Source organism: Algoriphagus sp. (genome assembly GCF_046296635.1).
Lineage (GTDB): Bacteria > Bacteroidota > Bacteroidia > Cytophagales > Cyclobacteriaceae > Algoriphagus.
On sequence record NZ_JBKBKZ010000008.1, the window covers coordinates 66,255 to 89,875 of the forward strand.

At 40.8% G+C, this 23,621-nt stretch carries 26 protein-coding genes; 13 read left to right on the top strand and 13 right to left on the bottom strand.

Annotation, left to right across the window (positions count from 1 at the left end):
- Positions 1-209 precede the first annotated feature (209 nt).
- From ACK4HU_RS07915 to ACK4HU_RS07930, 4 genes are all read left to right on the top strand, one after another.
- Positions 210-1,499 carry a glycosyltransferase family 4 protein gene (locus tag ACK4HU_RS07915; protein WP_409805198.1) on the top strand — a complete coding sequence of 430 codons (1,290 nt, stop codon included), beginning with the start codon at positions 210-212 and terminating at the stop codon, positions 1,497-1,499.
- Positions 1,480-1,662: a hypothetical protein gene (locus ACK4HU_RS07920; RefSeq protein WP_409805200.1), complete on the top strand. Its 183-nt coding sequence runs from the start codon at positions 1,480-1,482 to the stop codon at positions 1,660-1,662. The genes ACK4HU_RS07915 and ACK4HU_RS07920 overlap by 20 nt, the downstream gene beginning before the upstream one ends.
- A gap of 205 nt (positions 1,663-1,867) precedes the next feature.
- A complete protein-coding gene (locus ACK4HU_RS07925) occupies positions 1,868-3,001 on the top strand; it encodes a DUF819 domain-containing protein (protein WP_409805203.1) in 1,134 nt (377 codons plus the stop codon).
- Positions 3,002-3,167: 166 nt separating this feature from the next.
- Positions 3,168-4,031, top strand: a complete 864-nt coding sequence (locus tag ACK4HU_RS07930; protein WP_409805205.1) for a bile acid:sodium symporter family protein — start codon at positions 3,168-3,170, stop codon at positions 4,029-4,031.
- Between the two features lie 255 nt (positions 4,032-4,286).
- On the opposite strand, the gene ACK4HU_RS07935 is transcribed toward ACK4HU_RS07930, so the two are convergent.
- The 7 genes from ACK4HU_RS07935 to ACK4HU_RS07965 all read right to left on the bottom strand — a co-directional run bounded on the left by ACK4HU_RS07935 (position 4,287) and on the right by ACK4HU_RS07965 (position 7,997).
- Positions 4,287-4,985, bottom strand: coding sequence for a hypothetical protein (locus tag ACK4HU_RS07935; RefSeq protein WP_409805208.1), 699 nt, complete (start codon positions 4,983-4,985; stop codon positions 4,287-4,289).
- A complete protein-coding gene (locus ACK4HU_RS07940) occupies positions 4,982-5,605 on the bottom strand; it encodes a hypothetical protein (protein ID WP_409805210.1) in 624 nt (207 codons plus the stop codon). Before ACK4HU_RS07940 ends, ACK4HU_RS07935 begins: the two co-directional genes overlap by 4 nt.
- Positions 5,602-6,261, bottom strand: coding sequence for a hypothetical protein (locus ACK4HU_RS07945; protein WP_409805213.1), 660 nt, complete (start codon positions 6,259-6,261; stop codon positions 5,602-5,604). The genes ACK4HU_RS07940 and ACK4HU_RS07945 overlap by 4 nt, the downstream gene beginning before the upstream one ends.
- Complete coding sequence (locus ACK4HU_RS07950; protein ID WP_409805216.1) at positions 6,258-6,953, bottom strand: hypothetical protein; 696 nt, start codon at positions 6,951-6,953, stop codon at positions 6,258-6,260. The genes ACK4HU_RS07945 and ACK4HU_RS07950 overlap by 4 nt, the downstream gene beginning before the upstream one ends.
- Before the next feature lie 131 nt (positions 6,954-7,084).
- Positions 7,085-7,408: a DUF5615 family PIN-like protein gene (locus ACK4HU_RS07955; protein ID WP_409805218.1), complete on the bottom strand. Its 324-nt coding sequence runs from the start codon at positions 7,406-7,408 to the stop codon at positions 7,085-7,087.
- Entirely contained in the window at positions 7,405-7,638 is a 234-nt protein-coding gene (locus ACK4HU_RS07960) for a DUF433 domain-containing protein (protein WP_409805221.1), read from the bottom strand. The genes ACK4HU_RS07955 and ACK4HU_RS07960 overlap by 4 nt, the downstream gene beginning before the upstream one ends.
- A gap of 11 nt (positions 7,639-7,649) precedes the next feature.
- Positions 7,650-7,997 carry a PadR family transcriptional regulator gene (locus ACK4HU_RS07965; protein WP_409805224.1) on the bottom strand — a complete coding sequence of 116 codons (348 nt, stop codon included), beginning with the start codon at positions 7,995-7,997 and terminating at the stop codon, positions 7,650-7,652.
- Between the two features lie 94 nt (positions 7,998-8,091).
- Between ACK4HU_RS07965 and ACK4HU_RS07970 the strand changes: the two genes are divergently transcribed.
- Both ACK4HU_RS07970 and ACK4HU_RS07975 read left to right on the top strand, forming a co-directional pair.
- Positions 8,092-8,604, top strand: coding sequence for an N-acetyltransferase family protein (locus tag ACK4HU_RS07970; protein WP_409805227.1), 513 nt, complete (start codon positions 8,092-8,094; stop codon positions 8,602-8,604).
- 66 nt (positions 8,605-8,670) lie between these two features.
- Complete coding sequence (locus tag ACK4HU_RS07975; protein WP_409805229.1) at positions 8,671-11,043, top strand: tetratricopeptide repeat protein; 2,373 nt, start codon at positions 8,671-8,673, stop codon at positions 11,041-11,043.
- Positions 11,044-11,107: 64 nt separating this feature from the next.
- On the opposite strand, the gene ACK4HU_RS07980 is transcribed toward ACK4HU_RS07975, so the two are convergent.
- Both ACK4HU_RS07980 and ACK4HU_RS07985 read right to left on the bottom strand, forming a co-directional pair.
- Entirely contained in the window at positions 11,108-11,776 is a 669-nt protein-coding gene (locus tag ACK4HU_RS07980) for an OmpA family protein (RefSeq protein WP_409805232.1), read from the bottom strand.
- A gap of 181 nt (positions 11,777-11,957) precedes the next feature.
- Positions 11,958-12,623, bottom strand: coding sequence for an OmpA family protein (locus tag ACK4HU_RS07985; RefSeq protein WP_409805234.1), 666 nt, complete (start codon positions 12,621-12,623; stop codon positions 11,958-11,960).
- A 236-nt stretch (positions 12,624-12,859) separates the two neighbouring features.
- Here ACK4HU_RS07985 and ACK4HU_RS07990 point away from each other — a divergent pair, with 236 nt between their 5' ends.
- From ACK4HU_RS07990 to ACK4HU_RS08005, 4 genes are all read left to right on the top strand, one after another.
- Complete coding sequence (locus ACK4HU_RS07990; protein ID WP_409805237.1) at positions 12,860-14,101, top strand: alkaline phosphatase family protein; 1,242 nt, start codon at positions 12,860-12,862, stop codon at positions 14,099-14,101.
- 1 nt (position 14,102) lies between these two features.
- On the top strand, positions 14,103-14,498 hold the full coding sequence (locus ACK4HU_RS07995; protein ID WP_409805240.1) for a group III truncated hemoglobin: 396 nt from the start codon (positions 14,103-14,105) through the stop codon (positions 14,496-14,498).
- Positions 14,499-14,732: 234 nt separating this feature from the next.
- Positions 14,733-15,773: a hypothetical protein gene (locus ACK4HU_RS08000; RefSeq protein ID WP_409805244.1), complete on the top strand. Its 1,041-nt coding sequence runs from the start codon at positions 14,733-14,735 to the stop codon at positions 15,771-15,773.
- 212 nt (positions 15,774-15,985) lie between these two features.
- Positions 15,986-16,657: a DUF1080 domain-containing protein gene (locus ACK4HU_RS08005; protein WP_409805247.1), complete on the top strand. Its 672-nt coding sequence runs from the start codon at positions 15,986-15,988 to the stop codon at positions 16,655-16,657.
- 42 nt (positions 16,658-16,699) lie between these two features.
- Here the strand turns inward: ACK4HU_RS08005 and ACK4HU_RS08010 are convergent, their stop codons facing one another.
- The 3 genes from ACK4HU_RS08010 to ACK4HU_RS08020 form a co-directional block, all read right to left on the bottom strand.
- Complete coding sequence (locus tag ACK4HU_RS08010) at positions 16,700-17,155, bottom strand: RES family NAD+ phosphorylase (RefSeq protein ID WP_409805250.1); 456 nt, start codon at positions 17,153-17,155, stop codon at positions 16,700-16,702.
- A gap of 3 nt (positions 17,156-17,158) precedes the next feature.
- Positions 17,159-17,620, bottom strand: a complete 462-nt coding sequence (locus ACK4HU_RS08015) for an antitoxin Xre/MbcA/ParS toxin-binding domain-containing protein (RefSeq protein ID WP_409805253.1) — start codon at positions 17,618-17,620, stop codon at positions 17,159-17,161.
- Positions 17,621-17,836: 216 nt separating this feature from the next.
- Complete coding sequence (locus ACK4HU_RS08020) at positions 17,837-18,481, bottom strand: Uma2 family endonuclease (RefSeq protein ID WP_409805255.1); 645 nt, start codon at positions 18,479-18,481, stop codon at positions 17,837-17,839.
- Between the two features lie 231 nt (positions 18,482-18,712).
- On the opposite strand from ACK4HU_RS08020, the gene ACK4HU_RS08025 reads away from it, so the two are divergent.
- The 3 genes from ACK4HU_RS08025 to ACK4HU_RS08035 all read left to right on the top strand — a co-directional run bounded on the left by ACK4HU_RS08025 (position 18,713) and on the right by ACK4HU_RS08035 (position 20,527).
- Complete coding sequence (locus ACK4HU_RS08025; protein WP_409805258.1) at positions 18,713-18,955, top strand: hypothetical protein; 243 nt, start codon at positions 18,713-18,715, stop codon at positions 18,953-18,955.
- Positions 18,956-18,959: 4 nt separating this feature from the next.
- Entirely contained in the window at positions 18,960-20,114 is a 1,155-nt protein-coding gene (locus ACK4HU_RS08030; RefSeq protein ID WP_409805260.1) for a DUF4221 family protein, read from the top strand.
- 122 nt (positions 20,115-20,236) lie between these two features.
- Complete coding sequence (locus tag ACK4HU_RS08035) at positions 20,237-20,527, top strand: hypothetical protein (RefSeq protein WP_409805262.1); 291 nt, start codon at positions 20,237-20,239, stop codon at positions 20,525-20,527.
- Positions 20,528-20,530: 3 nt separating this feature from the next.
- Here the strand turns inward: ACK4HU_RS08035 and ACK4HU_RS08040 are convergent, their stop codons facing one another.
- The gene (locus ACK4HU_RS08040) at positions 20,531-23,491 is read right to left on the bottom strand and encodes a DNA polymerase III subunit alpha (protein ID WP_409805265.1); all 2,961 of its coding nucleotides are present in this window, start codon (positions 23,489-23,491) and stop codon (positions 20,531-20,533) included.
- Between the last annotated feature and the right edge of the window lie 130 nt (positions 23,492-23,621).

The window sequence follows — 23,621 nt, forward strand, 5'->3', positions numbered from 1 at the left end:
GATTTACGATTTACGAGGCGCACAAAAATCTTTGAGTGCGCCGAGGCGTACTCGAAGGCTTGATAAAAGTGACCCTCGAATTTCGAATAGTTAATATCGAACACCTAATGTCGAACATCGAATAATGAAGAATAGGGGGAGAGGAAACTTTTCCCCTTTCTTTTTGAGGCGTTTCCCCTAATTTCAAATTTCAAACTTTAAATCCTCTAATGTCCCGACGTGTCCTCATCATCACCTATTATTGGCCTCCGAGTGGAGGTTCGGGTGTGCAGCGTTGGTTGAAATTTGCCAAGTATTTGCCGGATGCAGGTTGGGAGCCTGTGATATTTACTCCTGAGAATCCAGATTTTGATTTGAAGGATGAGACGTTGCTCAAGGAAATTCCGATGCAACTCGAAGTGATGAAATTTCCGATTTGGGAGCCTTATCAGCTTTTTTCCAAGATAAAAGGAAAGTCAAAAAGTCATCCTGGAAGATTGATGGAGCAGAAGGAGCGGGGCTTTTTAGAGAAAACTGCCATCTGGATGCGGGCAAATTTATTGGTCCCAGATCCTCGCGTTTTTTGGGTAAAACCCTCAGTTAAATTCTTGACAGATTTGGTGAAAAGTGGGCAGTTTGAGGCGGTGATTACTACTGGACCGCCACATAGCATGCATTTGATCGGACGAGACTTGAAGCGGAAAACGGGAATCACCTGGATTGCTGATTTCCGTGATCCGTGGTCTCAATGGGAGTTTTTGGATACGCTTCCCATGAGTTCATTGATCAAAAAAAAGCATCAGCAATTGGAGCAAAGTGTGCTGAAGGAAGCCAATGCGGTTTTGACCATTTCTCCGACTTTTCAACAAGACTTGGAAAAACTTGCTAATCGAAAAATCAAGCTTTTGACAAATGGGTACGACCCCGCAGATATTCCTTTGGGCTTTTCCCCGAAGAAAAAGGAGAGCGGAAAACTCCACCTCGTCTATTCTGGAATCATCGATGCGATCCGAAATCCCATTCCGCTGATGGAAGCCATGAAGTCTGAATTTGAAAATTCCGGGGAACTAATCGAATGGACTTTTGTAGGAAAAGTAAGTGAGCAAGTTCAAAACTATGTTAAGTCGGATTCTTGGTTGAGCACTAGAATTCACTTTGCGGGATATGTTTCGCATCAGGAAGTTTTTGGGTTTTATGCCAAAGCGGACGCCTTGGTATTGATTCTCACAGATACCAAAAATGCCCAAGGAAATATCCCCGGGAAGCTTTTTGAATACTTGGCAACAGGTATTCCGGTCATGGCCTTGGGAGATCCAATTGGGGATTCTGCTCAAATTTTGAAAGATTCGGGTGGGGGGGAAGTGATTGCGCATACTGATTCAGAGGGAATCAGAAAGCGGCTTCGTCATTTATTGGAGTCTAATTCTACCGAGACCAAATCCGCCGATTTGGAGAAATATTCCCGAAGAAATCTCAGTTTTCAATTGGCCAAAATTCTCAATGAAAATACCATTTCTTGATTTAAGCCGAATGGAAAAAGACCTGAAGGAACGATTGAAAAATCGATTTTCCGAGGTTTTGGAGGCTGATCACAACGCCCATCTTTTTGTTATCCAAACAGAAAAGCGAGATGAGCTCAAAACTTTTTTGGCTGCAAAAGGTATCGGAACAGCGATTCATTAACCGATGATTTTGCCGGATCTGAAGCCATTTCAGTGAAGGAGACTTTATAAATGCCAGAAAACTTGCAAATCAAGGGCTTTCTCTCCCTTTAAATCCTTTGTTGAAAGAGGAGGAGGTAGAGTTTATTAGTAAAATGATCTTGAAATTTTTTGACAAGTAGTAAACCCCACGTCATTCATTTTCTGAATTTTCGTTACTTTCCATCATGATTTTCACGCAAGAGCCAATTTTTATTGCGGCTACACTCTGTATCTCAGTCTTTTTTGCGAATTGGCTGACGCGTTTTCCTTGGGGCAAAACTGTCGGCACACCGATTTTGGTGATTGTTCTCTGTGCGATCTTCTCCAATTTCGGGATCATACCGAGTGCGATGGATGGAAGTTCGGTTTACGATGGAGTTTTCCTGTATTTGGCGCCTTTGGGAATTTTTATAGCACTTCTTGAAGTGGATCTGAATAGCGTAAAAAAGGCAGGTCTTCCACTCCTTTCCATGTTTTTGCTTGGGGGAGTTGGTACTGTGGTGGGAGTTTTAGTGTCTTGGGTTGTCGTCAACCCTGCCGTAGAAATTGGAGATTTGGCACCTGCAGTGGCTGGAATGTTTACCGGAACATACATAGGCGGCTCAATCAATTTCAATGCTGTTGCGCTTCATTACAAGGTTAACGAATCTGGAAATCTGTTTGCTGCTACGACTGTGGTGGACAATCTGATCGGTACTCCATGGATCATTGCCACGCTGATTTTACCCAAATATTTGCAGAAATGGTTTCCAAGAAAAAAGCTGGCATCGGCAGCTACAGCGGTGAGGAATGACGGAATTGAATCCATTTCCATCAGTTCTCTGGCTTCTATTCTAGCCTTGGGTTTGCTCGGGATGACTGTGAGTAAGGTATTGGTTTCCTATTTCCCGCAAGTACCAGAGATTATCTTTCTGACGACATTAGCTCTGATTCTTGCACAATTTCCTTCAGTTCAACAGCTCTATGGGAAACATACGTTGGGATTCTTCTTTATCCTGATCTTTCTGGCAGTGATCGGTACTTTGTGTGATTTTAGGGCATTGTCGGGAGTGGGGAGTTTGGCTGGGACGCTGATTCTATTTGTCGGGCTTCTGGTTTTAATTCACGGCGTGGTTATTTTTGGAGTTGGAGCCCTGTTCAAAATGGATTGGGACGTGATCGCTGTGGCTTCGCAAGCAAATGTGGGAGGGAATACGACGGCGATTGCAGCGGCAGAAAGTTTAAATCGACCTGATTTGTTGATTCCCGGTGTGTTGGTGGGAAGTTTGGGGAATGCGCTGGGAACCTATGTAGGTTTTGCCGTAGCAGGAATTTTATGATTATCAAGTAGCTAGACTTTAGTATCAAGAAATGAGACAAGAGACAAGAAGCAAGATTATTAAATTTTCAATTATCAATGACCAATTTTCAATTCTCAAGGAATGATTACCGAATAACTTAATAACCGATAACTCAATAATCCAGTAACAAATAACCCAAAAGACCATGGAAGCCAGTATTCTCACTCAGCTTTTTTTGCCCCTTGCCTTAGCTGTAATCATGTTTGGGATGGGCCTGAGTCTCCGGTTTGGAGATTTTAAACGGATTTTGATCTATCCCAAAGCAGTAGCTATTGGTCTTACCAATCAACTTGTCCTGCTGCCTTTGGTGGCTTTTGGCTTGATTAAGGTTTTTGGTTTGCAAACCGAACTTGCTGTCGGTCTCATGATTTTGGCTGCTTGCCCTGGAGGAGCTACTTCCAATTTGATCACGCATTTAGCAAAAGGCGATTCTGCACTTTCAATCACTTTGACCGCTTTTTCTTCCCTGATTACTGTATTGACGATTCCTTTTATCGTCAATTTTGCTATCCTTTATTTTATACCAAGCGGTGAGGAGCAGCAGTTGAATGTGTTTGGAACGGTGATTTCTGTGATTTTCATTACGATAATTCCTGTAGCAATTGGAATGATGGTATTGAAAAAAGCTCCTCAACTTGCGCAAAAGTGGGATGCTCCATTTCGAAAGATTTCCGCCATTTTCTTTGTGATCATTTTGCTTGCTGCGATTCTGAAAGAGCGGGAAAACCTGATTGAATACTTTGCTGAAGCAGGTCCGGTAGCGCTTACACTTAACCTTGCGACCTTAGGGCTTGGGTATTTCAGTGGAAAAATATTTGGCTTGAGCAAAAAGCAAAGCACCACGATTGCGATCGAGTCAGGAATTCAGAATGGAACTTTGGGGATCACTATTGCTGCGACACTTCTGGTAAATTCCGTCATGACCATTCCCTCCGCGATTTATGGTTTGCTGATGTTTGGGACAGCAGGGGTAATTATATTTTTGGGGAATAGAAAAAGCAAATCTTAAGATCCAAAAGGCGAGAAACAAGGAGCGAGACGAAAAATATCTAGTTTCTGAGTTTGGACTTTCGGTGGGTTGAGACACTCACCGAGACGGAGGTTTGGAGGATACAAGGTGGAGAAACAAAAGGCAATACAAGAAAAATGAGGGATTGAATTTTTCTTTTGGCTTTGAGTTTAGGTTTTCGTTCCTGTGAGTGTCTCCACTCACAGAACAATTTCTCTTTAACTTGCCGATGAATTATTTCCTTTCACAGAAGCTTTAACTTTCATGGATGGCTTTCAAACGCTGAGTTTCCTCCGCAGCTTCTTTGATGATATTTGGCAAAAGAAAAATGGAAATCCAGCAGATAGACGTAACAATAATGGTGATCCAAGCCATGATGCCCTCAAAACTTACTTCCATTGGGATTTCAGTTCCTGTCAGGTATTTGGTTCCGTGAAATGCTAGTTGCAGTATTAAATGCATTCCCCACATAAAGCTAAAAGCGTGTTTAAAAACTGCGTAGTTTTTAAATTGCCTTCCGACTCGATAATAGTAGATAAGGAAAAAGATCACAGTGATCACCAATGCAATCACACCCCAGCCAGGAGCAGTCATCGGCTCACCAAAAAGCGTAAAATTCCTACTTGCAAAATATAAAGCCCAACCCAATAGAACCAGATAAGTCACTCGGTAGGAAGTTAAAAAAGACCTTAAACTAGTCCAATATCTTGACTGAAACTTCTTTTGAATTCCTTTTTTGTAGGATTCCTCCAAGTCGCTGAAGCCAAAAATCCCAAACTCGGAATGGGTCTTTCGGAAAGCTTCTTCCAGACTCAGTTTTGGATTTTCTTCCATCAGTACCTCAACCCGACAGGCGACATGATCCAGGATTTCGTATTGCACATCGATCTCATCATAGCCTTTGAAGGAAATGAGTTTTTTGAGGGTTGTGATTTGGTCGGGGGAGAGATTCATGCCGTTTTCAATTTTTTGAATTGGCGGTAGATGTTGGTATATCCGGAACAAAGGATGAAAGAGAAGCAAGCTGTCATTGAGAACAGAAGTTGTTGATTGTTTAATTCGGTCCAAGTAAGCCACTCAAGTCGGAGAAAGAACTGCGAAAGTGAAGCGATTAGGAATAAAATATTTGCAGCAGTCAGCAATCTAGAGTTGCCAAAGTATTTATTCCCCCAAAGCACTAAGATAAAGCCGCTATAGCAAGCGATCAGGAATGCGGTTTTTAGCACAGTCTCGGCAAATTCAGGCGTGTTTTTCGAGAAAAGATTGATGAAAGAGCCGATGATAAAAGTCATTACTATAGATTTTACCAAAAGTCTCAAGTCACCGATATTTCCAAAAAACTCCTTCACAGCGTTTAAGTGAGCTTGTAACAGAAGGCTTTGTTGAAATTTTTTTGGATTGATTTCTGTCATGGCTTTTTGGAGCAACTTTTCAAACTCATCCTCATGGCTAAGTTCTGACTCGATTTTGCAAGCGATGTGATCAGCTAATTCGGACTTGATATCCAAATGATGGATTTTTTCCAAACCAATCTGTCGCTGAATCTGGGAGAATTGTGATGAGGTTAGTTTCATACCACTTGAAGCTTTTTATTGAACACTACCTTGGTAAGAGTTAGTAGAAAGATGGCTTGAGAAATGATAAGGAACATGATAAATAAGTCAATAAGCCAAAAAGTGTTATACCCAGAAATCCACTTAGCGCCAAAGTATAACCATGAGTAGGAAGAAAGCGGAAAAACCATTCTTCCGAAAAGTTCCGCAGAGATGCAGGACATCGGCTTATGTCTTGAAATTGAAAAATTGATTGCGCTTTTGATAGCCACCCAAGCCCAAATTGCTATTGCGCTGAGTAGGCTGATTAATCCTGTTGCAGTCATAAGATCAATCAAACCAAACTTAAAATAAATTGCAGGAAAGGTACAAATCAATATTCCTGAAAGGGCTAATTCCCAACAGCTTAACTTCCAAAAAGTCAGTGAATCCCATTGCAATTGAGCAATTTTTCTGCTGGTGGCTTTCCGAAGTTCCTTCTCCATCCCTTTCACCACCGACCACGCAAAGGTTTCATTGAGTTGCTGGAAGGTAGCCTCAAACTCCTCGTCGGACCTTTTCTCCAGTTCGGTGAAATAGTGATCCCGAATCTCATGATAGATCTCGAGATAGTGGATTTTCAAGCTTTCGAGCCTTTGATCGATTCGGGCGATTTCTAGTGAAGAAAGTGTTCTCATATCAAAGCAGTTTTGGATTTGATTTTCCAGGCTTCGTGGATAGTCAGGGTATGCAGAAATAGAAAAAACGAGAAAAGTAAAATAATCAAGGTCATCCAAGGACCGGAGAAATCATCTATAAAACCGAGGTTTTTTGGGGCTAAAATGAGAAGGCTAAATAGGTTTATTGGAAGTATCGAATTCAATAACAAATAAGAAGACTCACCAGATGTTACGATCAAACCCATTGATTTAAAATTGAAAATTGATTTCAATTTCCTAAACTTCCTATTTGATTTAAAGCTCATGCTTATCGCATAGATGAGTACAAAAACAAGGATTGGAATTATTACTCCAAAGAAGTAAATGGTGGTTGGAATCAGCGATGCACCTAAAGATGCTGCTAAAAACAACAAAATAGTGATCACGAGTTTTGGCCATGTGAAATAGCTTTTGGTTAGCTTCCATTGGAATGAGCGAATCGAGCTGTTTATGTTTTTATAGAATTCTTTTTGAATTTTTTGACAATAATCATAAGTCCATTTGGATTCCAGATTTCGAAGGTCTAATGAGAAATTTTCATCTGGAAGGCTTTCTAAATGAGTAACATAGTGGTCATAAATCTCTGCCAGCAACTCCAAAACTGCAATCTCCTTGGTAATGATTGCTTTCTGTACCGATTTAAATTCTTCTTCCGATAATTTTCTCATCATTCAAAAGATTGAATTTGGTCTTGAGTTAATATCAGCATGGAGTGATCATTCAAATGATTTAGAATTTCCTCCATATTCAATCTGAAGTAGCTCCTAAGCTCCCTAGTTTTCATGTGTTTATAATTTTTTCTTTATGGCCACACCCGCCTGCCGGCGGGCAGGTGGAATCTCGCATTTCTGATAATCATCCCAGTGATTGACGTTCTCATCATGCTCGATTTCATATTCCCAAGTTTCACTAATATTACTTTTTGTGGCTTTCTGCTTTGAATAAATGAATAAAAGAAATCAATATCTTTTGTAATAAGAATTAGTTCATTTTCAAATGCATACGTGATAATTTCAGAGTCTTTTGATGCATTTCCTTTGGGTAATGAACTTGATAAATGGACCTCAAATTCAGAGAATTCTTCTGCAAGGGAAGGAGGGATATTTGCATCGAGAAGGAACTTCATGCTGCAGGAACCCGAAATTCTTTATGATCTATAGCTTTAGATGCATAAGCCAAGCAAGCCAAAATATCTTCTTTGGTCAATTCCTTAAATTCGGTCAAAACATCCTCGATGCTATCTCCACCTGCCAAATATTCTAAGATTGAACTAACCAAAATCCGAGTACCACGAATGGCTGGTTTACCGTGAACTACCTCTGAGTCAATGGTGATTCTTTCAATTAGATTTTCCATTTGATTACTATTTAAAGTGAATATTCCGGCTTCAAACCCGGATTGATAATTCGTTGCATATTTTCGACAAATGCTTGAAGTTCGGCCAATTTCGAGCTGACTTCCTTCTGTCCGTCCTTGGTCAGGCTATAGTATTTCCGCACCCGATTGTCCACTTGCTGGATTTCGGTAGTGAGCAGTCCCTCAGCTTCCAGTTTGTGTAGGGCAGGGTAGAGGGCACCCTCGGTGATTTTGATCTCGCCAGCGGTGAGTTCCTTCACTTTTTGGGTGATTTCGTAGCCGTACATCTTTTCATTTTCCTCGAGAAGTTTGAGAATAATGGTCTGAAGGCTTCCTTTGATCAGATTACTATTGGACATGGTATGTTAAATCTTGCTTCGAATATATCAATTCCTTTTATACATAAGAAACTGATGTATATTTTTTTCTTTGATTTTCGAGTTATTTCAAACCATGATTCACATCCGAAAAGCCACCTCTGAAGATCTTGGAGACCTACTCCACGTAGCCCGAACCTCTTTTCTTCAAGAATTCACTACAGGAAACAAACCCGAAAACGTCCAAGCCTATCTCAATGAAGCCTTCACATTGGAGCAATTTGAAAAAGAGCTTGACAATCCCTCTTCCATCTTTTTTGTGGCAGAAAAGGCTGGAGAAATCATTGGCTATACCAAGGTCAACCAAGTGCCGGCACAGACAGATATTCATGATCCGGATAGTTTGGAGATCGCACGATTGTATGTGCTGGAGGAGCACCTTGGCAGCGGTTTGGGTAGGCGGCTATTGGACACGGCCATTGATTTTGCGAAGCAAAATGAGAAAAAATACTTGTGGCTTGGTGTATGGGAAATGAATGCAAGAGCCATCCGATTCTATGAAAAAAATGGCCTCCGAATCTTCGGAAGCCATCCATTTCCATTTGGAGACGAAATCCAAACGGATTTTTTGATGAGGTTAGACTTGTAAAAATTGAAGCCTTTTTTTTAGCTTAGTACCTGCTAGTAAACAGAATAGGATTTTTAACTTCAACTTATGAAAAACAAAATCTGGATTTGGGTTTTAACCATCGCACTTTTTGGTACCCTCCTTTTTGTCCCCTCCATTAATTTTGAGTACACGCTTGACGATGAACTATATGCCGAAAAAAATCGGGTGACGACAAAAGGATTAGAAAACTGGACAGAGCTTTTTCAATATGGATCCATGAATTTCTTAGAAATTGGAGCGACAAATACAGGAACGTATCGGCCATTTACCCTATTAACCTTTGCTGTAGAAAACGAACTTGAAGGAAAGTTTAATCCTAAAGTCAGTCACACCATAAATTTGATTCTTTATTTCGGTCTGTTGCTGGTGTTAGGTTTTCTGCTGGCAGGATTAGCAGCAAGAAGAAATCTTCCTTGGTGGTTTCCAGCTTTAGTTTTACTTCTTTTTGTGGTACATCCCCTGCATGTAGAAGTAGTGGCATCGGCCAAAAGTCGTGACACCTTGCTTACTTCTCTGCTTGCTTTCAGTTCCATTTTGATTTGGTGGAAATTTCAGCCAAATCTTAAATTAGTTCACTGGATCCCCATCGTGTTTCTTTATTTCCTTTCGCTGGTTTCAAAAGAGGAAAGCATTCCTTTAATTGCTGTGGTAGGTTTGATTTCTTATTTTTTCCTTGGGAAAAAGCCTTTGGACTCAGTCAAGTCAGTGCTCCCTTTTCTAGGGACAGCGGCAATTTATCTAGCCATTCGCAGTTTGGTATTGGATAGTGGTTCCTCCGCCTATGAATCCTACGTCAATAGCGTTTTGTATATAGCCAATGGATCAGATCGTATAGCTACTAACTTTTTCATCTATCTCCAGTATATCAAACTTCTGTTTTTTCCACATCCGCTTTCATGGGATTATTCATTTAGTCAGTTGATTGTCCAAAATTTTTCCAACTTATGGGTATGGGTGAGCATCTTTTTTTTCGCAGCCTTGATTTGGTTGGCTATTCGAGGTTTAAAGGATAGAAGCTTACTCAGTTTTGGACTGATTTTCTACTTTGCTACATTTTCCATTTTCGCTAATCTGGTGCCTTCCCTGACTATAGGTTCTAACATGGGAGAGCGATTTCTTTTTATTCCATCCCTGGCTTTTGCCTTTTTGATGGTTTTTGTTCTGTGGAAACTAGGTGAAAAACTTTGGCCTAAGAAAAATTTTCTCTTTCCAATATTAATCCTTGCTCCGGTTTTGGTTGGGTTTACTTGGAAGACGATCGATCGGACTCAAGTATGGAAAAACAGTTTAACGCTTACCAAAACTGATGTGATTAATGCGCCTAGAAGCTGGAGAACTCACACGTTTTATGCTATCAATCTTGGCGCAATCGCAAAAGACTTAAAAAGTGAAAATCCGGACTCATCGCAAAATCTTTTCTTGGAGGCGAAGCTTGAATACGAAAAAGCTTTCGATATTTTGGGTCCCAATATTCCAGTATCTCAATACCTAAATAATTATGCTGAGGTATTGATTTATCTTGGGGATACTGTTCAAGCTGTTTCCATTCTGGAAGAAAGTGCCCGGAAAAATCCAAAAGCTTTTTATTCTTTGTTTCAGTTGGGTAGAATTGCCTATGAAAAAGGGGATTATGACAAAGCTGAAAATACATACCTCCAAGCTTTAAACTCAGAAAGACCAGATTTTGCACCACTCTACAGAAATCTCGGTATTACTTTTCAACGAAAATCAGAAAAAGAAAAAGCAATTGCGGCATTTGAAAAATCACTGGAATATTGGGATGCCCCTGAAGTTCGGAGGGTTTTAGGCTTTCTCTACTCTGAGACTGGAAATATCCAGAAGGCATCAGAATTCTTAAGTACAAGTGCTGAAAGTAATCCAGACGAAATAGTGTTTATCAACTCAGTTTTGAAGGGAAACGAGGCATTTTCTAAAAATAACTTTCAGGCTGCTCTAGTCGAATACCAAAAAATCGAACAAATCTTTGATCAAGTGGATGGAATATCTAAGTTTCCCTCTTTCTATGCAGCTTATGGTAAATCTCTTTTAGCATCAGGTGATACCGCAAAATCAAAGCGCTATTTCTTGCTTGCAATCAATGAAATAGATTCACTTGATCCTGTTGTTTATACCAATTTGGGAACAATTGCATTTATGAAGGATAAGAACTTTGCTGAAGCCGAGAAATATTATAAAAAAGCTGTTGAGCTAAGTTCTACAGATCAATTTGATGCTTATTCCAATTTGGGGATGGCTCAGCTTGCTCTGAGAAAAGAAGAAATGGCTGCCTCATCTTTTGAAAAAGCGCTTCAGTTTGGTTCAAACAGGGCGATTATCGCTAACCTTTACCTTATAAATAAGAGTATCGGAAATCAGGATAAAATGAATTTTTACGCAAATCGATTAAACCAAAAATAAAATAAGCCTCGATGAAGAAGCTTATTTTTTTCTTGGTCATAATTAATAATTTTTTTTGCTTAGCTCAACCCAATTGACCTCTTTTTGCCATTCGCTGCATTTTCTTGTTTGCGTATATCGCAACTTCGACTCGACGATTTTGGGCCCTACCTGATTCGGATTCATTTGAGGCCACGGGACTTGATTCGCCTAGTCCGGTACTATTCATTCTGGAGGTAGCTACTCCTAAATTCCCAAGGTAATTTTTGACCGCAGCCGATCTATTCCGAGATAGAGACAAATTGTAGCTCTCTTCCCCTACAGAGTCTGTATGTCCTTCGATGAGAATTCTAGTATCCTCATATTTCTTTAAAGTGGAGGCTAGATTTTCTAAATTCCCTTTTGAGGATGAATTAAGCGTAGCTTGATCAAATCCAAAAAGCAAGCCTGAATCAAAGGTGATTTTGATTCCTTCTCCAACTCGCTCTACTTTGGCACCTTTAAGATCTCGGCGAAGTTCTTCGGCTTGTTTGTCCATTTCCCGACCGATAATGGCCCCAGCGGAACCGCCTATTGCAGCACCGACAATAATTCCTGTAGCAGTATTCTTTTTGGAAAGCAATCCTCCTATCACTCCGCCTGCCGTTCCTCCGATGGCTCCACCTTTGACAGCATTGCTTGTCTTACAGTTTAGGCTGACAAAAGCCATTGAGATAATTAACAAAAGAGAGAAAAATTGATTTTTAGTTTTCATAGGGTGTTGGGTTATCAATAAGCAAATTTAATCTTTCAAATTCAATTCTCATTCCAACACAAACAGAACTTAAATTCTCAATTTTTACAAAAAAAATTGGGGAATACTTCACCAATTATGGTCAGTATCCCCCAATTTAATTTTTAAACTCCTCAGGAAGAATTCTCAGCCTTTTATAAGCTTATTCTCCGCCTTCAGCCTTTTTGGCTTCTTCTTGCATTTTTTCATTTGCAAGAATTCCGATTTCTACTCGACGGTTTTCGCTTCTACCCTGTACAGTTGTATTATCAGACTTAGGGACTGATGGGCCAAAACCACGTGTTGCAATACGTTCGGAATTTACTCCTTGATTTATAAGATAAGTCTCTACAGATCCCGCTCGCTCAATTGATAGCTTCATGTTATGTTTGTCCGTACCTGTATTGTCTGTATGACCATCAATAATGATGTTGGTTTCAGGATATTTCTTCAAAGTTTTGGCAAGGCTGTCCAGGTTTGCTCTAGAAGAAGGATTAAGTGTTGATTGGTTAATGCCAAATAATAGACCTGAGTCAAAGGTCACTTTAATACCTTCACCTACTCGTTCTACTTCTGCCTGCTTGAGATCTCTTTCGAGTTCTTCGGCTTGCTTATCCATCTCACGGCCAATGATAGCCCCTGCCGATCCACCGATTGCTGCACCTACAATGACTCCCGTTGCTGTATTGTTTTTAGATAGTAGTCCACCTAATACACCACCTGCGGCACCACCAATAGCACCACCTTTAACAGCATTGCTTGTTTTGCAACCAATTGTCGCAAAAGCTAAACTAGAAACAAGAAGAAGACTTAAAATTTTATTATTCATTTTCATAAGTTGAGGTACTCCGCAGTTTTAGATTTGAAATTGCTTAATGCGGCCTTATAAATTACTCAATACTTGTACCATTTCGATTGGTGTCTCTGAAGCCTGATTTGATCATAAAGAATGGGGATAATAAACCCGATTTTGCGGAAATCCCTCTTGTTTATTCCCATTTGGAGCAAAATCCTTGTAATAATTGGATACGTAGGTGGGTCAGGGTATTTTTGGAGAAAAAAGTCATGCGTCGAGTCCTTTTTTTTCTACTGTTATATCCAGGAATTCAATTCCAGGTTTTCGCTCAAGCGAAAGAGCCCATTGTCATCATGATCTCATTGGATGGCTTTCGCTATGACTATGTGGAGCGGTTCCAACCCGAAAACTTGCTTAGGTTTATTTCTGAAGGAACGGCAGCCAAGGGCTTGATTCCATCTTTTCCTTCCAAAACTTTCCCTAATCATTACACAATTGCTACCGGTATGCTTCCCGAGCATCATGGATTGGTGGATAATTCATTTTATGAACCATTCAAAGATCAGGTTTACAACATGGGAAATCGGGAAATTGTCCAAGATGGGTATTGGTATGGTGGCACACCGATTTGGGTGCTTGCAGAAGAAAATGGAATAAAGGCAGCCAGTTACTTTTTTGTTGGTTCAGAGGCTCCAGTAAATGGAATCAGACCGAGTGAGTATTATGATTACAATGGAAATGTGCCTAATCTCACGAGGATTTCTAAGGTGTTTGAATGGATACAGCTACCTGATGCGGAACGTCCAAGGATGGTGACTCTATATTTCTCCGACATGGATGATGTGGGTCATGCCTATGGTCCATCAAATGATGAAAAGCTGAAGGAGCGACTATACAAGCTTGACAGGGAATTAGGAGCATTATTCGAAGGTCTGAAAAGTTTTGATCTACCGATTTCCATTATCCTGGTTTCAGATCATGGTATGGCTGACGTCCACAAAGACAAATTGATCAACTTAGATCAGCTGACAGAAGGCATCAAGGCAAGGGTAGTAAATAATGGAGCTCTGGCACATGTACATTTGGAAAACCCCAATGAAAAAGCCAAAGTAATCAAGCTACTAAAGTCACGTGGAGGAAATTTCATTATTGATGACTTGGCCAAAAATGAGAATTACACAGATATTACCAAGTATCCTCAGCGTTTCGGGGATTTTTTGATCATCCCCGAGATGGGCTATTATTTAGCGGATAACCGTAGTATGCTTCGTTATCAAAACCGATCAGCGATGATAAAAACCGATGTATTTGGGGAACATGGTTTTAGTCCTAAATATCAAGAAATGTGGGGGATTTTCTATGCCAAAGGACCAAGAATTAAAATGGGTAATCAGGTAGATCCTTTTCAGAATATTCATATTTACCCACTGTTATGTCAACTCTTAGGTCTTGAAATTCCGACTGAAATTGATGGTAAGAAAGAAGTTTTGGATCCGGTTTTAATCGATTAACATGGACAAAATAGCCATTGGAAGTCGGAAAGAGGTTGATTTTTTAGTCAGAAGATTTTACGATCGTGTCCGGCTTCACTCCGATCTGGGACCAATATTCAATCAGGTAGTTGCTGACTGGGAATCTCACTTGATTCATCTTTCTGACTTTTGGGAAATGATTCTTTTGCAGACTGGTCCGGGTGCTGGGAAGTTTAACCCCGTCAAAGTTCATCGAGAGGTAGATGCATCTGTGAAACACTCTATTGAGCAAGCCCATTTTGGAAATTGGCTGGAACTCTGGTTTAGCACTATTGATGAATTTTTTGTGGGAGAAAATGCAAATTATGCGAAAGAACATGCCCGAAGGATGGCACACATTCTTTTTTTTCGAATTTGGGAGGCTAGAACAAAGTAATTCTGCAATAGGATTAGACTTTTATTGGAAAAATATCACGAAATACTTTTTACAATCAGCTAAATGAATTTTTAATCCCCTGAAATCAAGCATGACGCAAAGCGACACACACTGGAATGATTATAAAGCATGCGAAGATTCCATGTGGCCTTTAAAAAACAAATTATAGACACATGAAAAAGAAGTGAATCAGGAAAAAAGTGTAATTTAAAATTGTGAAAATCAAATAAACTTATGCAAAAGCTTTTTTCGATTATCGTTTTTCTGATCCTTTTTTCAGCACAATCAGTTGTTGGTTTCCAAACCAGTGCCCTATTTCAAATCGATGACCCTTTGCCAATAAAAATGGCATTTTCCGTTAAGGATCTTCGGAGAAATACCAATGATTCTACCTATATGGATTCTTTTCTGATGATTGAATCCAGCCCAGGAAAGTGGGACTCCATTCCTTTGGAAATGAGAACCAGAGGTAATTTCCGACTTGCCAACTGCTATTATCCACCGATACGGATCAAGTTCAAAAATAAGCAGATCAACGGAACGGTATTCGAGAAAAACAAAAGTCTAAAACTGGTAATGCCCTGCCAAAAAGGTAAAGGGGCAGATTCTTTTATTGGTAAGGAATTTCTGGCCTATCAGCTTTTAGAGGATATCACTCAATACCATTTTGATACAAGATTGGTTAAACTTAAACTCACTAACCTAGACGACAAAAAAACCGGGGAGATAGAAATGTTAGGTTTTTTAATTCAGGACGATGATGAAGTGGCAGACCGTTTTGGAGGAAAGATCGTCGAAGGAAGGAAAATCTTACCTACAATCATGCAGGATTCTGCTACTGTGAGACAGGATTTTTTCCAATACATGATCGGAAATACGGATTTTTCCACCCTTTTTCTTCACAATCAGAAAGTACTTCAGCTAGACGAAAAAACAGTCATTCCCTTGGCATACGATTTTGATATGAGCGGATTAGTGAATCCCCCATATTCTCAGGTAAGTGAAAAATTAAGTATAAAATCAGTTACAGATCGGTTATATCGAGGTTTTTGTAGAGATGAGGCTTTTTTACAAGTGATAAGACAAGAATTTTTGGCTAAAGAGACTCAGTTTTGGAGTACTGTTGATCGACACCAGCTATACTTATCAGATGCTGATATGAAATCCACCAAAAACTTTCTTAAAGGGTTTTTTGATGTGTTGAAAAATGATCGGCTGTTTAGGGACCAAATTGTAAAGGCATGTAGAGGAGCCGACGGTTCGGTTCAAAACTAGAACTTTCAATTTCTCCTATTTCAAGGTGAATTTCTTTGAGGGCATTTATATTTAAGTTGGAATTTGGACTTGTAAAAAAAAATTCTAAAAAGAATTCGACCAATAAATTCATTGGCCTTTGGAGGTCATTCGCCTATTAAAGGCAACGCAATTATATAATTTGAAGCTGGGAAAGTAATTTTTTGGTAGATTGGTGTTTAACATTATACCCAATGAAAAACCTATTTCTTCTCTTTGCTTTTATCCTAGGAATTCAAACCGCAGCAAATTCCCAAGTTTCTTTGTTTGACGGCAAAAGTCTGTCGGGTTGGTACATGGATGTACCTGATCTGCAGAAAGACAGTTCTTTGCGAATACCATTTATCGTCAGAGATGGGCTTTTGGTCAGTTTGGGGACTCCACAAGGCCATTTGATTTCAGAAAAAAGTTACGAAAACTACATTCTGGAATTTGAATATCGTTTTGCCGGAGAACCTGGAAATTGTGGTGTTTTGGTTCATGCTTCTACGCCAAGGTCATTATACAATATGTTTCCTAAGTCTATCGAAGTACAGATGATGCACAGCAATGCAGGAGATTTTTGGTGCATCCAAGAAGATATTCAAGTGGATGATATGGAGAAACGACGCGGGCCTAAGGAAAATTGGGGCGTGTCTGAGGGTAAAGAGCGGCGAGTAATGAATCTGACTGATAATTCAGAAAAGCCGCTTGGTGAATGGAACCGAATGAAGATCAAATGCGAAGGTGACCGAATCACTGTTTGGGTGAATGGTGACTTGGTAAATGACGGATATGGTGCCACTGCTCAACGAGGTCAAATTGCACTTCAGGCCGAAGGGGCAGAGGTTGAGTTTAAGGATATTGTTTTAAGTAGGTTGAAATAGGGAGAAAAAATTCAATTTTTAATTTTTCTTACTTCAAAAAAATCACCTTAAAAGGCACTTGTCCAGTTCAAGTGGATAGACTTTAAATTCAAGTAAAGAGAAATTTTCAGAAAGTGGATTGATCACATAATTCAAAGAACTTGGATCCACCACAGAGGGTATGGCAAAGCATAATACTCCAGATTTCAGTAAAGCCGTTCCAAATTCCATCGATGCTCTTACAGCTGGGATGTGGTTCCAGTCCAATGGTAAATCAACAGTTTTTGGGGTGAAAATTAGGTGGTCAGGAATGCTGATTTCCATGATTGAATAGCGTATATATCGCTCTGAGGAAAGCAATTCAGGGTCAATAGTCAAGCGTTCCAATAGTGAAGCTGAGACACTTGATCCTGCATAGACTGCCGGAGTGCCGGGGAGATTCCATCTCCCTCCGTAGATTTTAGCACCTTCACCACTGGCGTCGCAGTATTGAGTCAGTGCAAGTCGGTAGACCTTCATCTGTCAAATAGCAATCCCGTGCTGTAGCCGCATGATCTCTGCCTTGAGAAGGTCAAGACCTGCCGAGACATCAATCAAATCAAGCGGGGTACGATTACCCAGCGAAAAAAGTGGCCGCTCCATCCATCTTCGGAAACCCTCGCGACCAAAGTAATTAATCCCTATTGCATAAAGCTCAGCTAATTCGTAGAGCTTCTCTGACTGTCCAGTGTCAAAAACATCCTTGCGCTGCAAAGTCTTGGCAGAGACTCCCAAGGCATCAGCAAGCGTAATGTAATCCAAGCCCGAAATCTCCTTGAAGCTCTCTAAAGAGCTTTTGTCAAGGCCATTGCGAAAAGTATCAACCCGATTGAGCGGCTCATCCAACCAATCAAAATCTACTCTAAGAATATCTTGAGCAGATAAATGGGCCTTTTGGTAAACTGCAATTGCAGGCTCGCTGACTTTGAGGATTTTTTTTGCCATGACTGAAATCGGTAAAATGTCCTTTAATATAACGTAATTTGTCTGATTTTTGATTTATTTCGCCACGATAATTTACAAACGCAAGCAAAGATTTTTTATTCAAATCTTCTAGAGAGTTGTTTTGGCTTTTTAGAAATGTGGGGAGTTTACAGAAATGGTCTATACAATCTCAACTGTAAGTTTTCACTGTTAATTTTGCTTTTTCCCCTCTATCTATTAGCAAATGAAAGGTTGTTTTAGAGGCGGAAATTGAAAACAGATATTTTCAAAAACCTCAGTCAAGTCAAGTTTGAAATCGGAGATTATTTTGGATTCGACGATTTCTCCGATGGTAAAAAGTTTCGAAGGAAGATATTTTCCCTCAACCAAAGTATAAATCATCAAGGTGCACTCATTGGGATGAATAACCCAATATTCTTGAACTCCGGACTCCTCATACACCTCGTATTTGTTTTGGATTTCTTTTCGGTTGTTTCCGGGAGAAAGGATTTCAATAATCAGATCCGGTGCCCCGATGCATCCGAATTCGTCTATTTTTTCAGGATCACAAATCACGCAGATATCAGGCTGCACTACGGTGTCAATATCCTCATTTCTTTTGGATTTGACTGGAAGGCGAACATCAAAAGGCGCACAAAAGGCCTCGCATTTTTGGCCTTTCAGGAAGTTGTAAATAGTGTTAAATACCATGGCTAAAACTCGCTGATGATTAACACGAGGAGCAGCGGCTTGCTTGAAGATTTTCCCCTTGATCAATTCCACCATTTCATCCATTTGCCAAGTTAGGTAGTCGGCATAGGTATAGTGCCCATACTCGGAGAGGGGTTCTTCGACTTTGTTGGGTAGCTCGGGCTTTTTCATAAGTTAAAAATAAGGAAATCATGGAAGAAGAAAGCCTTGAAAGGTCTTTTCTGAACGCAGGAAGCCTGAAGCGCAAAAAAAAATAAAAATATTTCGGAAAAATTTGCTTTTCTAGTTTCAGGGGGGGGGTATTTTAGTTTAAAAATCAGACCAGGCGCCAGTATTTTGATTTTTAACGGGTTAAACAATCCCGCCCAGCGTAGTGCGAATGGGTTTTAAAACTTAGTTATTATGAAAAAGTTTGGGATTTCAATTTTGGTTTCGGTACTTACGCTTTTAGTAAGTCCTATGATTTCTTTTTCTCAAGGTCTACCTCCATGTAGTGGTGGCGTTCTGATTTCAGGAGGTCCAGGTTCTGGGCAAGCGTCAGTTTATGATTGCGGGTCCTATATCCAAGTAATCAGTGCCACATTACCAGGCGGTGGCTGTGCAGGTGCCCATAGAGATTGTTCAAGTACTCCTCCAACTCCTTAATAAAATGAGGCAAGTAATTTTGTTAGTTATCAATATTTTATGGTTTGTGATTTCTTGCAAACCTTCTGAAGAGTCAGCCCAGGAGTCTGGGCTGATACTTTTAGATACAGTTAATATAAACTTGGACGGTCAATCTGCACCAAGTCTTTTATTTAACCAAGTAACAATTAGAGGTGAAGAGGAGCTTTTAGTAAACCTGAATCAACTTTCTGGAAGTTTAGATTTATACGATCTTGCTACTGGTGATCTTAATCAAAGAGTAGCTATACCTTCAGAAGGGCCAAATGCAATTATGGGGGTTTCTGGATTTTATGTACTCAATTCGGATTCTGTTTTCCTCTTTCCCAAGATGAGTTTTAACAAAATGGCAATTAGCAATTTGGATGGGTCAATTGTCAATTCTTTTTCACCAGAATTACCTTTAAATAATGAAATTGGAAAGATTTTAAATCATTCTTCCACCAATTCATTACCTACGTTTTTTCATGATGGAAAAATCTATTTCGATCAATTAACGCTTAAAAACACCACTCAGGATGGTACGTTAAATCCTGACTTTAAGGTGACAGGCTTTGTAGATTTTGGAGCAGATTCAATTCGACTATTAGAAAACTCAGGATATCCTTATTCCTATTTGGGCAAGACTTTTTCGATTTATGCGGCTGTTCATTCCAGAGTATTAAATGACATCGGTAAACTTGTTTACTCATGGGGAGCTTTGGATAGTTTGGTAATTGTGAATTCAAACTGGGACATTGAAAAAAAAGTCTTTTCTAGGAGTAAATTTAAATCCAAAGATTTTCCAGAGACCCCGAATGCAAGTCTTGAACAAGAACTTGAGGCAGTTATCGGAAATGGGTATTATGGAAGAGTTATGTTTGATCCATTTCGAAATCTTTATTATCGGTTTTATCATATTGGAAGAACCTATTCATCAGAAACTGACAATTCAATTGCTTCAATTTTTAAAAATGACTTTAGTGTTTTGGTTTATAATCAAGATTTTGAGTTTTTGAGTGAAACTAAGTTTGAAGGAAAAACTTATGATTTCTATCAAGCATTTATTGGTCAGAAAGGTCTTTATCTACCAAAGCTCAATCAATTTTACGACAAGCTGAATGAGGATTATATAGTTTGTGATATTTATGTTGCCAAATGAGTCGTATTTTTTTGTTTTGTTTTATTGTTTTTTACTCATGTCAACCTAATTCAGAACAGGGTAGTAAAGCTCAGCTTTCTGCATTCCTAAATAGTTTTCCAGGAGCAAATTTTAATAAGTTCTTGTTTTTGTATTTAGATGGTTGCAATAGTTGTCAAGGATTTCAAAAGCAATTGTATGAGGAGGCTTTATTGGACAAGGATTATCAGATTTTTTTGGTGACTCGTTCTACCAAAAAGGGAAGATTGACGTTCGGATTGTTGCCAGAAGGGAAAGTGTTTTTTGATGATAAACTAAAAGCGCTTGATTTTGGATTGATTACGGGGTTTCCTGTCGTTTACCAAAAAGATCAGCTTGGGAATTATTCCAAGGTAGAAATAAGCTTTGATCAGGTTCATCTAGGATTACCATAAACGCTAATCCCCCGCATTCCAGTACGCCATTCGCTCCAGCATATTCACTTCTATCGAGAAGAAGTCAAATTCTTCGGTCACTTTTCCCTCGATTCGGTAGATTGCCCGGCCTTTGAAGGGATACTTTTTCACTATAGGAGGGAAGTGCACCGTGTCGATCCAGTCACCGTCCCGATCCAGAAAAGTCCCGAAGTTCATCACTTCACCCTTCACGGTTCGGGTGTATTTCACTGTGACGAGATAGCCAAGGATCATCACCGTTTTCCCTAGATGACTTTGCAGATCTTTGGCTTTGATGCCTTGAATGCTTTGATCCTTGACCAGGTGAAAAGGGGAGTCCAGCGGAAACTCCAGAATATCGATCTGATCGAGAATTTCCTGCCGGATATCCACAGCTTCCAAGACTGGGATTTCAGGTTGGCGATTACCAAAAGAAAGTCCTCCTGTGCGGAAAAGCTCATTGGTTGCCGGAATAGCTTTCTTCTTGTTCAGAATAAAGTGAGCTTCCCAGAGGAGTTCCTGCTTTGTTTTTCCTGTTAATCGAAAACAAGTCATCCGGATCAAGATTAGGAGCTGCTCCAGACTGATCGCCACTCGCGCCACAAAATCCGCCAAACCTAGAAAATCCCCATTTTCACGACGCTCCACGAGAATCTTTTCTACCGTCGCTTTTTCCAAAAATTTCATGTGGATCAGGCCCATGTACACGGTCTTTCCTGTGATGCGGGTCAGGTATTCGCTTTCGTTGATATGTGGAGCCTGAATGTCGGCTCCGTTCATTCGCAGCTCATGAATGTAGAACTCAGTGTGGTAAAATCCCCCGAAGTTATTGACCACGCCCACCATGAATTCCAGCGGAAAATAGGCTTTCAAATACATGCTTTGATAGCTCTCCACGGCAAAGGAAGCCGAGTGACCTTTGGCAAAGGAATATCCTGCAAAGCTCTCGATCTGATACCAGACTTCAGCTGCGACTTTGTCCTCCCGACCCATTTCCTTGCAGTTGCTGAAAAACTTCTCCCGAATCCGCTGAAACTCATCCTTGGAGCGCGACTTTCCACTCATGCCTCTTCGCAGCACATCAGCTTCGCCCAGACTCAGCCCCGCGAAGTAGTGAGCCACTTTGATCACATCCTCCTGATAGACCATAATCCCATAGGTTTCGGGCATGATCTCGGCGAGTACGGGATGGGCCATTTTTCTTCGCTCTTCATTCACGTGACGCAGGATATATTCCCGCATCATTCCGGATCGCGCCACTCCGGGCCGGATGATCGAACTAGCCGCTACGAGTTCCAGGTATTCGTCTGCTTTCATCTTGGCCAATAGCATTCGCATGGCCGGAGACTCCACGTAGAACGCCCCGATTGTGTGACCCGTCCGCAGCATTTCCTTGATTTTCGGGTCTTTTTTGAACTTGTCGACTTCTCGAATGTCCACTTTCACGCCTTGATTCTGATAGATCGTCTCGATCGCAGACTTGATGTGGCCAAGTCCCCGCTGACTCAGAATGTCAAACTTGTGCAGGCCGATATCCTCCGCGATATGCATGTCGATATGAGCGAGTGGAAAGCCTTTCGGCGGCATGTCCGTCGCAGTATAATAGTGAATGGGTTTGTGTGCAATCAAAATCCCGCAGGCATGAATCGTCAGATGCGAAGGCATGTCGTGCAGCACCTGACTGTACTTGATGATCAGCTTGCCGAATTGATCGGGTTCATAGCCCTCCTTGTTTGCAAAATGGATCAGCGACTCGATATCTGACTTAGGCAGGCCGAAGACTTTTCCCAGTTCGCGAAAGACGGAGTTGTACTGAAAGGTGCTGTAGGAGCCCAACAGTGCCACATGCTCTTCTTTGCCTCGATTGTACTTTTGGAAAATGTAATCCGTGACCTCATCCCGATCTGTCCAGCTGAAGTCGATGTCAAAGTCAGGGGGATTTTCCCGATAGAGATTAATGAATCGCTCGAAATACAAGTCCAGCTCGATCGGATCCACATCGGTGATTCCGAGGCAATAGGCCACGATGCTATTGGCACCGGAACCCCGACCTACGTGGTAGAAGTTGCGGTGCTGCGCAAAAGTGATGATGTCGTAATTGATCAAAAAGTAGGAGACAAAGCCCTTTTGCTGGATGAGTTCGAGCTCTTTTTCGATTCGTTTGCTGACTTCCGGCTGTAGGGCGGGATAGCGTCGCAGTGCGCCTTTGAAGGTTTCCTGCCGGAGAAAGTCGAAGTCCTCCCAGTCCGAACCCAAGATGTCGCGACGGTTTTTTACTGCCTGAAAATAGAACGAGAACTGGCACTGTTCCAGAAGTTTTTGGGCATTGACGAGCAAGTAGCTGTGGCTTTCGCAGCGGGAGACCATGTCGGCATAGCTGTAGAATTGGTCAGTGGCGTCGCCTTGCGCTTCTTTGGGGAGCTTGCTTAGGAGCGTATTGAGATCGATGCTTCGCAAAAGGCGATGCGCGCTAAACTGGACTTTGGATGAAAAGGTCGCCGGTTGGAGTAGAACGAGCTTCTCTTTTTTTCTAAACCAAGGAGAAGAAATCAGCCGATTAAGCTGTCCGGGATGTACGCCTATAAATTCATTTTCCCGCAGGGGAATCAATTTTTCAGGCAGAGGATATATGACAAAACTGTTTTCAAAAGTAGGAGCTCTGGATGTAAATTCCTTTTTGTGAATGAGATGATCGGAGAGGTGCTTGTTGAGCTCATAGAATCCTTCCTGATTCCGGGCCAAGCCGATGTACTGCTGTTGAGTTCCATTGCGGAAGTCGATGCCGATCACGGGATGGATACCGCCTTTTTGCGCAGCACGGATAAATGGAAAAATCCCAGCGGTGCAGTTGATGTCGGTGAGGGCAAGGGCATCGAGTTTTTTACCTTTCGCCTCAGCGATCAGCGCTTCCACAGACATCGTCCCGTATTTGAAGCTGAAGTGAGAATGGCAATTGAGAAACATTTACGATTTACGATTTTGATTTACGAGGTGTAGGAGAACCTTTGAGGTTTTTCATACCTCGAAGGTTTTGAATTTTAAATCCCGAGAGCGGAAATACGCTTCGTGAAATATGCGTTGCGAAATAAGCTTC